This is a genomic window from Longimicrobium sp. (assembly GCF_036388275.1).
Taxonomy (GTDB): Bacteria; Gemmatimonadota; Gemmatimonadetes; order Longimicrobiales; family Longimicrobiaceae; genus Longimicrobium.
Window position 1 is genome coordinate 187,507 of record NZ_DASVSF010000089.1, and the last position, 11,073, is coordinate 198,579.

Below are 11,073 nucleotides of genomic sequence, written 5' to 3' on the forward strand. Positions count from 1 at the left end.
GTGGCGGCCGAGCACACCATGCAGCCCTCGGGGGAGCTGTCCCCCGCCAAACGGGCGCTGCTGCAGGCCATTCTCCGGGGAGAGAGCCGCGCGGCCCCCATCCCGCGCCGCCCCCCCGGCGCCGAGGCCCCGCTCTCGTCCGCGCAGGAGCGGGTCTGGTTCCTCGACCGCCTGCAGCAGGGCGGAAGCGCCTACATCATCTCCGAGGCGCTGCGCCTTTCGGGCGCCATGGACGAATCGGCGCTGCGGCGGGCCCTCGGCGAGGTGGTGCGCCGCCACGAGGCGCTGCGCACCACCTTCCGGGAGGCCGACGGGGTGCCGGTGCAGGTGGTCGGCCCTTTCGCGGGCCTGGCGCTGCCGGTGGACGACCTTTCGTCGCTGGACGAGCCCGCCCGCGAGCAGCGGGTGGCGAGCCTCACCGCCGCCGAGGCGGCGCTGCCGTTCGATCTCGCGGCGGGCCCGCTGTTTCGCGCGCGGCTGCTGCGCCTGGCGCCGCGCGAGCACGTGCTGCTGGTGTGCGTGCACCACATCGTCGGCGACGGCTGGAGCATGCAGGTGCTCTTTCGCGAGCTGTGGACCCTGTACGGCGCCTACCTCGACGGCCGCGGGTCGCCCCTGGCCGAGCCGGCGGTGCAGTACGCCGACTTCGCCGCCTGGCAGCGCGAGCAGGCCCGCGCCGAAGCCCTGGCACGCCCGCTGGCGTACTGGAAGGAGGTGCTGGCCGGTGCGCCGGAGCTGCTGGAACTCCCGGCCGACCATCCGCGGCCCCCGGTGCCCTCGCTTCGCGGCGGCCTGGTGCCGGTGCGGGCACCGCTCGACGTGCTGGCGCGGATGCGGGAGCTGGCGAGGGCCGAGGGCGCCACGCTTTTCATGGTGGTGCTGGCGGCGTTCCAGGTGCTGCTGGGACGGTACGGGGCGGGGGAGGACGTGGTGGTGGGAACCCCGGTCGCCGGGCGTACCCGCCCCGAGGTGGAGGGGCTCGTGGGACTGTTCATGAACACCCTGGTGCTGCGGACGAGCCTGGCTGGCGACCCGCCGATCCGCGAGGTGGTCCGGCGGGTGCGCGAGCGGGTGCTGGGGGCGCTGCAGCACCAGGACCTCCCCTTCGAGCGGCTGGTGGCCGAGCTGCGGCCGGAGCGCAGCCTGAGCCACTCCACCCTCTTCCAGGTGCTCTTCCAGCTGGACGACGCGCCCCCGGACGAGGGAGGCGCGCCGGGGCTGCGGGTGCGCGGCGTGGAGGTGGAGGTGCCCGCCGCCAAGTTCGACCTGAGCCTGGTCATGCAGACGGATCCCGGGGGGCTGGCCGGACGGCTGCAGTACAGCACCGACCTCTTCGAGCGCGGCACCGCGAAGCGCATGGCCGAGCACCTGGAACGGGTGCTGGAGCAGGCGGGCCGTGAGCCCGGCCGGCGGGTGTCGCGGCTGGACCTCATGACGGCGGCGGAGCGCCGCCGGGTCCTGGAGTGGAACCGTACGTCCGCCCGGTATCCCGCCACGCGCTGCGTACACCAGCTCTTCGAGGCCCAGGCGGAAAGGACGCCCGACGTCGTCGCCGTCGAATGCCGCGGGCGAGCGCTCACCTACCGCCAGCTGGACCTCCGGGCCAACGGGCTGGCGCACCACCTGGTCCGGCTGGGCGTGGGGCCCGAGGTGCGGGTGGGGCTGTGCCTGGAGCGTTCCCTGGAGCTCGTGGCCGCCATGCTGGGCGTGATGAAGGCCGGGGGCGCGTACGTGCCGATGGACCCGGGGCACCCCGCCGAGCGCCTGCGGTACGTGCTGGAGGATTCGCGCGTGCCGGTGCTCGTCACGCAGCAGGGACTGTGCGAGCGGATGCCGGCGGTGCCCGGGCTCGCGGTGCTCTGCGCCGACGACCCGGAGCAGCAGGCCGCCGTGCAGGCCGCGCCGCCTCCGACCGGCGTCACCGCCGAGAACCTGGCGTACGTGATCTACACCTCCGGCAGCACCGGACGCCCCAAGGGGGTGGCCATGCACCACCGGGGCGTGTGCAACTACGTCCATTGGGGGGTGCGCGCCTACGGAGCCGGCCAGGGAAGCGGCGCGCCGGTCTTCTCGTCGATGGCGGTGGACCTGACCATCACCAACCTGCTCCCGCTCTTCGCCGGCCGCCCCGTGCAAATGCTCCCCGAGGAGCACCCGGTTGAGGCCCTTGCCGACGCGCTGCGCCGGAGTCCGGGTTTCGGGCTCATCAAGATCACCCCCATCCACCTGGGGCTGCTCAACGCGCTGCTGGAGCCGGAGCACCTGGAGAACTCCGCGCACACGCTGGTGATCGGCGCGGACTTCCTTTCCGCCGAGCCCACCCTCCCGTGGCAGGAGCATGCGCCGGGCGTGCGGCTGATGAACGAGTACGGCCCCACCGAGACGGTGGTGGGATGCTCGGCCTACGTGCTCCCCCCGGGGCGGCACCGGGGGGGACCCGTCCCCGTGGGGCGCCCCATCCAGAACCTGCGCTTCTACGTGCTCGACGCACGGCTGGAGCCCGTGCCCATCGGCCTTCCGGGGGAGCTGTACATCGCCGGGGCGGGAGTCGCGCGCGGCTACCTGGGGCGCCCCGGGCTTTCGGCCGAGAAGTTCCTCCCCGACCCGTTCGCCGCGCCAGGCGACCGCATGTACCGGACGGGTGACCGCACGCGCTGGCAGCCCGACGGCAACCTGCTCGTCCTCGGCCGCACCGACAACCAGGTGAAGATCCGGGGCCACCGGGTCGAGCTGGGCGAAGTCGAGGCGGCGCTGCGGCGGCATCCCGGCATCCGCGAGTGCCTGGCCATGGTGCGCGAGGACCGGCCTGGCGACCGGCGCATCGTGGCGTACGTGGTCGCCGGGGATGGCGGCGCCGACGTGGCCGGGCTGCGCACGCACGTGCGGCGCATCCTCCCCGAATACATGGTGCCTTCCGCGTTCGTCATGCTGGATTCGTTTCCGCAGACGCCCACCGGCAAGCTGGACCGCAGGGTGCTCCCCGCGCCCGCCGCCGACGCGCACGCGGCCGACGGTGACGGGCCGACGGACTACCTGGAAGTCCAGCTGCTGCAGCTGTGGGAGGAGCTGCTGGGCGTGCGGGGAATCGGCTGTACGCAGGGTTTCTTCGACCTGGGCGGCAACTCGCTCCTGGCGCTGCGGCTGCTGGCGCTCGTGCGGCGGAGGCTGGGGTGCGAGCTTCCCGTTTCGGCCCTGTTTGCCGGCGGCACCGTCCGGCACCTGGCCCGGGCGGTGCGCGAGCGTGGCGCGGCGGCCGCGGCGCCGGCCTCGCCCGTCGTCGCGCTGCAGCCGCACGGCTCCCTTCCCCCGCTGTTCCTGGTCCACGCCGCGGGACGCAGCGTGATGATCTACCTCAACCTGGTGCGCCACCTCGGCCCGGACCAGCCGGTATTCGGCCTTCAGGACCTGGACCCCGACATGGCGCGCCCGGTGAGCCGAATCGCCTCGGAGTACGTGGCGGCCGTCCGAGCCGTGCAGCCGCATGGACCGTACTACCTGGGCGGCTGGTCGTTCGGCGGGTACGTGGTCCACGAGATGGCGGTGCAGCTGCAGGGCCTGGGCGAGGAGGTGGCGTTCGCCGGGATGATGGACACCCTCTCGCCCGACCTCACGCGCCAGTGGCCCTGGAACGGCTACGGCGACCTGGCCGTCGCGCTTGCCGAGGAAGCCGCCGCGGACCTGCGGCGCCCCTTCTCCTTTCGCCCGCGGGACGTCGAGGGGCTGCCGGCGGCGGAACAGCTTCGCCGCATCGTCGAGGCCATGCACGCGCAGGGGGCGGCGCCCGCCGGCTACACCCCCGCCACACTGGCCGAGAGCTGCCGCGTGGCCCGCGACCGCGGCCAGGCCCGCGACATGTTCCACCCCGGCGCATTCTCCGGCACCCTCACGCTGTTCCGCGCCGAAGACCTGTCACCCCGGCACCGGGAGTTCCTGTCCCGCTACCCGGACGAGGAACGGCGTACGCTGGGGTGGTGCCGCCACGCCACCGGGCCTCTCGAGGTGCACGCGGTCGCCGGCGACCACTCCACCCTCGGGGCCGAGCCGCACGTGAGCACGCTGACAGACCGCGTGCGCCACGCGCTCGATGCGGCCCGGATCCGTGCGTCGTCGGCCCCCGGCGCGTTCCCACTCTCCGGACCGTCATGACGAATGCGCGGATGTCCTCCCTGGCCCGGTGGCGGGCCCTCCTGGGCCTGCTCTGGCGGACGGGGCGGGGCAGGGTGGTGGGGCTCGGGCTGGTGGTCCTGGTCGTGGGGCTGCTGCCCACGGCGCTGATCCTGGCCACCGGCGCGCTGGTGCGCGCCATCCCCGGCGCCGTCGAGCACGGGCTCGGTTCGCCCGGCGGGCAGCCCGCGGTGCTCGCGCTCTGCCTGCTGGTTTCCGGGATGGCGGCGCTCGCGCTGGGGAACAACGCCCTCACCCACCTGTCCCGCGTGGTCGACGACGCGCTCGGCCTGGAGGTGCACCAGGCAGTGGCCGCCGTCACGCTGGGCACGCCGGGGCTGGAGCCCCTGGAGGCCCCGGCCCTCGCCGACGAGCTGCACGCCGTGCAGGACGCCGACCGGCGCGGGGTGCTGCGGCGCACCACCCTGGCGCTGTGCAACGTGGCCACCACCCGCCTGCGGGGCATCGGCGCGTTCGTGGTGCTGCTGGCCTTTCACTGGTGGGCGCCGCTGCTGCTGCTGGGCGCGTGGCACCTGACCAACCGGGTGTACCTCAGGGCCACCGAGAACGGCGTGAGCTTCGACATGAGCGACGGCGCGGTGCGCATGCGGCGGGCGGAGTACGTGCGCTCGCTCGCCGTGGAGTCGGCCGCGGCCAAGGAGTCCCGCGTCTTTGGCTTGGGCGGGTGGCTGGTGGGGCGCTACGGCGACGCGTGGCTCGACGCGCTGAGGATGATGTGGACGAGCCGCCGGACCAACCGGGGGCTCACCGCGGCGGCCGTGCTGGCGCTCGCCGTCTCGCACGCGGCCGTGCTCGGTGCGCTTGGGCTGGCGGCGAGCCGCGGCGCGGTGGAGGTGGCCGCCCTGCTCGTGTTCGTGCAGGCGGTGCTCGGCACCAGCGACCTGGGGATGATCGGCGACTGGCAGTTTTCCTTGGGCCAGTCGCTGGCCGTCGCCGAGCGCGTCGGCCGGGTGCGCGCGCACGCGGCCGCGCCCGCCCCGGCCCAGCCCGCGCTCCGGGGCGATCCGGCGGGGCGAAGGGTGGCCGTGCGGCTGGAGGGGGTGCGCTTCACCTACCCGCAGCGCGAAGCTCCCACGCTGGACGGGCTCACGCTCCACGTTCCCGCCGGCCAGTCGCTGGCCATCGTGGGCGAGAACGGGGCGGGCAAGAGCACGCTCATCAAGCTGCTGTGCGGGCTGTACCAGCCCGACGCCGGGCGCGTGACGCTGGGCGACGGCGCCTCGCCCCTGCAGGCCCGGGGACGGGTGGGCGCCATCTTCCAGGACTTCGTGCGCTACCCCCTGCCGCTGCGCGACAACGTGGGCTTCGGAAGCCTGCCCCTGATGTCGGACCCGCGGGCGCTGGAAGACGCCCTGCGCGACGCAGGCGGCGGCGACCTTCCCGCACACCTCCCCCACGGGTGGGAAACGACGCTTTCCCGCGAGTTCGAAGGCGGCGCCGACCTGTCCGGGGGGCAGTGGCAGCGGGTGGCGCTGGCGCGGGCGCTGACAGCGGTCCGCGGCGGCGCCGGCCTGCTCATCCTGGACGAGCCCACCGCCGCCCTCGACGTGCGCGCCGAGACCGAGCTGTTCGCGCGCTTCCTCGAGCTTACCCGCGACGTGACGACCATCCTGGTTTCGCACCGGCTGTCCAGCGTCCGCCACGCCGACCGCATCGTGGTGCTCGACGGCGGCAGTGTGGCCGAAGACGGAACCCACGAGGAGCTGATGCGCGCCGGCGGGCTGTACGCGCGGATGTACTCGCTGCAGGCCGAGCGCTTCGCCGCCGACCAGCAGGGCGGCGACCGCGGCGAGGAGGGTCTCGATGCGTGAGCAATGGCGCGCCCTGGCCCTGCTGGTGCGGACCGCGTGGCGTACGGACCCGTGGCGCTCGGCGGGGCTGCTGCTGGAGCCGCTGGGGCACCTGCGGTTTCCTCTCTTCGCCTGGTTCCTCAAGCTGCTGACCGACGGGGCCATCCGGCAGGATCCCCGGCTCCTGGCCTGGGGAGCGGGGGGCATCGTCGCCACGCGGGTGCTGTGGTTCGTGGGACTGTGGAGCGGAAGCTGGATCCGCAACCGGCTTTCCGAAGCGGTGGGCCTCGCGCTGGACCGCGAGATCGCCGCGCTCACCTCCTCCCTCCCCGGGCTGGAGCACCACGAGCGCGCCGACTACCAGGACAAGCTGGAGCTGCTCCGCCAGCAGCAGGGCATCCTGGGCAGCTCGCTCAACACCCTCATCTACACGGCGAACACGGTGGTCGCCGGCATCGGCACGCTCGCGGCGCTGGCGTTCGTCAGCCCGTGGCTGCTGCTCCTGGTGCCCTTTGCCCTCCCCGCCATCCCCATCGCCAGGGTGCAGCAGCGCTGGTTCCGCGTCGCCGAAGAACGCTCCGCCAACCCCTCGCGCCGCGCCCGGCACCTGCAGGCCCTCACCGTCGACCGGAACGCCGGGATGGAGCTGCGCGTCTTTGGCCTGCAGGACGAGATCCTCGCCCGGTTCCGGCGGGCCTGGACCGAGTCGCGCGGGCTTCTCATCGCCGCACGGGCGCGGGGAGCGCTGCTTGACTGCGTGGCGGAGCTGGTGTTCCTGGCCGGCTTCGGCGGGGCGGTGGCGCTCATGCTGTGGCGGGCCAGCCGCGGCCAGGCCACCGTCGGCGAGGTGGTCATGGCGGTGTACCTGGGGCAGCAGGTGATGGCCAGCGTGGTCGAGCCGGTGCGCTGGGTGGCGGGAATGGGAGAAACGCTGCGTGCCGCCGGCCGCATGCTCTGGCTCCAGGACTACGCGCGCGACATGCGCGCCGCGCGGTCCGGCAGCCGTCCGGCCCCCGGGCGGCTGACGGACGGCATCGTCTTCGACCGCGTCTCCTTCCGCTACCCCGGAACCGACCGCTGGGCGCTTCGCGACGTCTCGTTCCGCATCCCCGCCGGCAGCGTGGTGGCGCTGGTGGGCGAGAACGGCTCCGGGAAGACCACCCTCGTCAAGCTGCTCTGCCGGATGTACGAGCCCGACGAGGGGCGCATCCTGGTAGACGGCGTCGACCTCGCCGAGATGGAGGTGGAAGGGTGGCGGCGGCGATTGTCGGCGGCGTTCCAGGACTTCGTGCGCTTCGAGATGACGGCGCAGCAGGCGGTGGGCGTGGGAGACCTCGCCCGCCTGGACGATCCCGCCGCGGCCCGGGCCGCGCTGGACCGTGCGGGATCCGACGGCGCCGCCGGCCTCCCCGCCGGGCTTGCGACGCAGCTGGGCGCCCGCTGGGAAGACGGCGTCGACCTGTCCACCGGCCAGTGGCAGAAGCTGGCGCTCGGCCGGGCGCTGATGCGCGACGACCCGCTGGTGGTCTTCTTCGACGAGCCCACCGCCAGCCTCGATGCCCTCGCCGAGCACGCACTCTTCGAGCGCTACGCCCGCACGGCCCGCTCCGGCGGCCGGCGCGGGGCCATCACCGTGCTCGTCTCCCACCGCTTCTCCACCGTCCGCTCGGCGGACCTGATCCTGGTGATCGACGTGGGCGGCGTCGCCGAGCTCGGCAGCCACAACGAGCTACTGCGGCGCGAAGGGCTGTATTCCGAACTGTACCTCCTCCAGGCACGGTCGTATGTCTGAGCTGGCCATGGCCGCCCCTCCGGGACCGCAACCTTTCCCACCGCCGGAACCCAGGGTGGGCAAGCCCATGGAACGTGACCGTTCGTTCGACCGGGCGATGGAGTTCGCCGCCGAGCTCATCAGCATCCCCAGCCTGTCCGGCGAAGAAGGAGGGGTCGCGGCGCGGATCCTCGAAGAGCTGCGGGCGCTGGGCTTCGACGAGGCGTGGACGGACCGGGCGGGCAACGTCATCGCCCGCGTGGCGGGCACCGGCGGCGCCCCCCCGGTGATGCTTTCCTCGCACATGGACGTGGTCGACGTGGGAGACCCCGGCGGGTGGCGGCACCCCCCCTACGGCGGCGTCGTCGCCGACGGATGCCTGCACGGGCGCGGCTCCATGGACGTCAAGGGGCCGCTGGCCATCCAGCTGTACGCCGCCGCCCGTTTCGTGGACGAGCGGCCCGTCGGCGACATCCTGACCGTCTTTTCCGTCTACGAGGAAAAGGGCGGGTGGGGGATGATGTACCTGATGGAAACGGCCGGGCTTCGCCCGGGCGCCGTGATCCTGGGCGAAGCAACGGGGGGCGACCTCTGTACCGGCCACCGCGGCCATGCCGAGCTCGCGGTCGAAATCCACGGCCGCGCCGCCCACGCCAGCACGCCTGAGCGCGGCCGCAACCCCAACCACGTGCTCCCGCACGTTCTCCTGGCGCTGGGCCAGCTCTCCGAACGCCAGCCGCGCGACCCCATCCTGGGCCGCGCCACGCTCACGCCCACGGTCATCGAGAGCTGGCCCAAGAGCGGCAACGTGATCCCCGACCGGGTACGGATCACCCTCGACATGCGCGTCCTTCCGGGCTGGAACGAGGACGAGGCGCTGGAGGAAATCCGCGCCGCGCTGGCCGCCGCGGTGCCGGAGATGGACGGCGTCGCCGTGGAGGTGCTTCCTGGCCGCGCTTCGCACCGTGCCTGGACGGGGTGGGAAGACCTGCACAGCAACTTCACCCCCGGCTACCTGCTTCGCGACGACCACCCGGTGGTGCAGGCCGCGGCCGAGGCGGTGCGCCAGGCCACGGGGCGCGAGCCCCGGTTGCGCCAGTGGAAGTTCGGAACCGACGGCGGGCACACCTGCGGCACGCACGGCGTTCCCACCATCGGCTTCGCGCCGGGACGCGAGGAGCTGGCGCACACCAACCGCGAGCGGCTGGACCTGGACTCGGCGCGTGCCGCCTTCGAAGCCTATCCCGCCCTGATCCGGGCCGTGCAGTCGGCGCTGGTGCCGGTCAGGGGGATGACGCTGCCTGCGTTGGCCGCGGCTCCCGCCGGATCGCCGCAGTAGGCGGCGCAAGCGAAATCACCCGCCGCTGGCATCCAGCGGCGGCGAAGGACACACCCCGAGGAGAGCGATGCGGATCGACGACGTGCGGGCGCTGGTAACGGGTGCCGCCAGTGGGCTGGGGTACCGGTTCGCGCTGGAGCTGGCGCGGGCAGGAGCGCGGGTGGCGGCCGTGGACGTGGACGGCGGCGGGCTGCGCCAGCTGGTCGCCGAGACGGCGGCGCTCCCGGGCCCGGTGTACGCGCTGGAAGGCGACGTTTCCGACGAGAGCCAGGTCAAGGGCTTCGTCCGCGAGGCCGCGGAGCGGCTGGAGGGGATCAACGTCCTGGTGAACAACGCCGCCGTGCTGATGGACGGGCTCCTGGTGGCCGAAGAGGATGGGTGGGTGCGGCGCCTGCCCACGGCGCAGTGGCGCCGGGTGCTGGACGTGAACCTCACCGGCCAGTTCCTGGTGGCCCGCGAGGCCGCCGCGGAAATGCTGGAGCGGCGTGAGCCGGAGGGGGTGATCGTCAACCTCTCGTCGCTGGCCCGCACCGGGAACCTCGGGCAGTCGGCGTACGCGGCCTCCAAGGCAGGCCTGGACGTCGCCACCCGCACCTGGGCGCTCGAACTGGCCCCGCACGGCATCCGGGTGGCCGCCATCGCCCCCGGGGTGGTCCAGACGCCCATCCTCGACAACGTATCCGACGAGGCCCGAGCCGCCCTGCTCGCCGGCATTCCCCTGGCGCGCTTCGGCGCCCCTCACGACATCTGGCTCGCGCTCCGGTTCGTCCTCGAGTGCGGGTTCTTCACCGGCCGCGTCGTCGAGGTAGACGGCGGGGCCCAAATGTAAGCGGGCGCCGACCAGGGCGGGAACGTCCACGCGTTTTGCCGTGGCGGACCCTGCTCAGGAGCGGGAGCCACGCAAGCCGCGGCACGCCCCCCTTGCGCGTCCGCTGAGTTTTTTGCAGATTCGTTGCCGTCGAAGGGCGCTGGCATGGCCCGCTCGGCAGGTAGTTTGAAATATGGTGAGCGTAGCTCAGCTGGTTAGAGCGCCGGATTGTGGTTCCGGAGGTCGCGGGTTCGAACCCCGTCGCCCACCCCTACAGGAACCCCCGCGAGGAACACTCGCGGGGGTTCCGTGTCCTCGGGAGCCCTGCCCAGGCGGGGCTCCCGTCGCGTCCGCGACAGAGACGTGAGCGCCACCCCGAAATCCTCGGCAGGGGTTGACGGGGGTTGGAGAGGCTGGTATGTTGTAGGGCTGTCGCCGGAAACGGCGGCTGGTTGGGTCGAGGAGAAGGAATTCGGAAAAACCTCCCTTGACCAAACGCCGGAAGTCCAGTAGATTGAAGGCGTTGCGGGAAGTAGCGGGCGAACGAAAGACGAGAAGTCATCGCCGCCCACCCCTTGACCGAGAGGTTCGAGGGTGGTAGATTGAAGGACTGAACGCGGCGGCCGGGTGAAACTGGCCGGATGCGAATGAAAGCGGGCCAGCGGCTCGCGCGATGTTTTGAAAACCTGGGTCTTGGGAGTGCTTTTGTAACGAGCGCCCCGTGGTGGTGTTAGTCGAGGGCAACACGTCCTTCGCCTCCACACAACAACACGGGACAAGAACGTGAAATTCCGAACGGAAGCAAAGACTTGAAGAAGTCTAGTGTTTCGTTCACGAAGAGCTGTTTGAATTCTCATGGAGAGTTTGATCCTGGCTCAGGACGAACGCTGGCGGCGCGCTTAACACATGCAAGTCGTACGGGGGGCTTCGGCCCCCAGTGGCGAACGGGTGCGTAACACGTGAGCAACCTGCCTGTGGGTGGGGGATAACCCGGGGAAACCCGGGCTAATACCGCACGATGTCACCGGATCGATTGATCGGGTGATGAAAGGGGCTTAACGGCCTCGCCCGCAGAGGGGCTCGCGGCGTATCAGCTAGCTGGTGAGGTAACGGCTCACCAGGGCAACGACGCGTAGCCGATCTGAGAGGATGATCGGCCACATTGGGACTGAGATACGGC

Annotated in this window: 5 protein-coding genes, 1 tRNA gene and 1 rRNA gene; all 7 read left to right on the top strand. The window is 72.4% G+C overall.

The genetic code is table 11. From position 1 onward, the window contains the following. Entirely contained in the window at positions 1-4,146 is a 4,146-nt protein-coding gene (locus VF632_RS18850) for an amino acid adenylation domain-containing protein (RefSeq protein WP_331024484.1), read from the top strand. Positions 4,147-4,157: 11 nt separating this feature from the next. Continuing rightward, positions 4,158-5,996 carry an ABC transporter ATP-binding protein gene (locus VF632_RS18855; RefSeq protein WP_331024485.1) on the top strand — a complete coding sequence of 613 codons (1,839 nt, stop codon included), beginning with the start codon at positions 4,158-4,160 and terminating at the stop codon, positions 5,994-5,996. Beyond that, the gene (locus VF632_RS18860) at positions 5,989-7,767 is read left to right on the top strand and encodes an ABC transporter ATP-binding protein (protein WP_331024486.1); all 1,779 of its coding nucleotides are present in this window, start codon (positions 5,989-5,991) and stop codon (positions 7,765-7,767) included. Before VF632_RS18855 ends, VF632_RS18860 begins: the two co-directional genes overlap by 8 nt. Before the next feature lie 67 nt (positions 7,768-7,834). Continuing rightward, positions 7,835-9,085 (top strand): M20 family metallopeptidase, encoded by a 1,251-nt coding sequence (locus VF632_RS18865; protein WP_331024487.1) that lies wholly within the window; start codon positions 7,835-7,837, stop codon positions 9,083-9,085. A gap of 67 nt (positions 9,086-9,152) precedes the next feature. Then, positions 9,153-9,914, top strand: a complete 762-nt coding sequence (locus tag VF632_RS18870) for an SDR family NAD(P)-dependent oxidoreductase (RefSeq protein WP_331024488.1) — start codon at positions 9,153-9,155, stop codon at positions 9,912-9,914. Positions 9,915-10,088: 174 nt separating this feature from the next. Beyond that, positions 10,089-10,164, top strand: a tRNA-His gene (locus tag VF632_RS18875). A gap of 581 nt (positions 10,165-10,745) precedes the next feature. Beyond that, positions 10,746-11,073, top strand: a 16S ribosomal RNA gene (locus tag VF632_RS18880); the annotation flags it as partial.

Coding starts and splice junctions, on each gene's coding strand:
- VF632_RS18855 (WP_331024485.1), top strand. CDS start 4,158: ATGTCCTCCCTGGCCCGGTGGCGGGCCCTCCTGGGCCTGCTCTGGCGG.
- VF632_RS18860 (WP_331024486.1), top strand. CDS start 5,989: ATGCGTGAGCAATGGCGCGCCCTGGCCCTGCTGGTGCGGACCGCGTGG.
- VF632_RS18865 (WP_331024487.1), top strand. CDS start 7,835: ATGGAACGTGACCGTTCGTTCGACCGGGCGATGGAGTTCGCCGCCGAG.
- VF632_RS18870 (WP_331024488.1), top strand. CDS start 9,153: ATGCGGATCGACGACGTGCGGGCGCTGGTAACGGGTGCCGCCAGTGGG.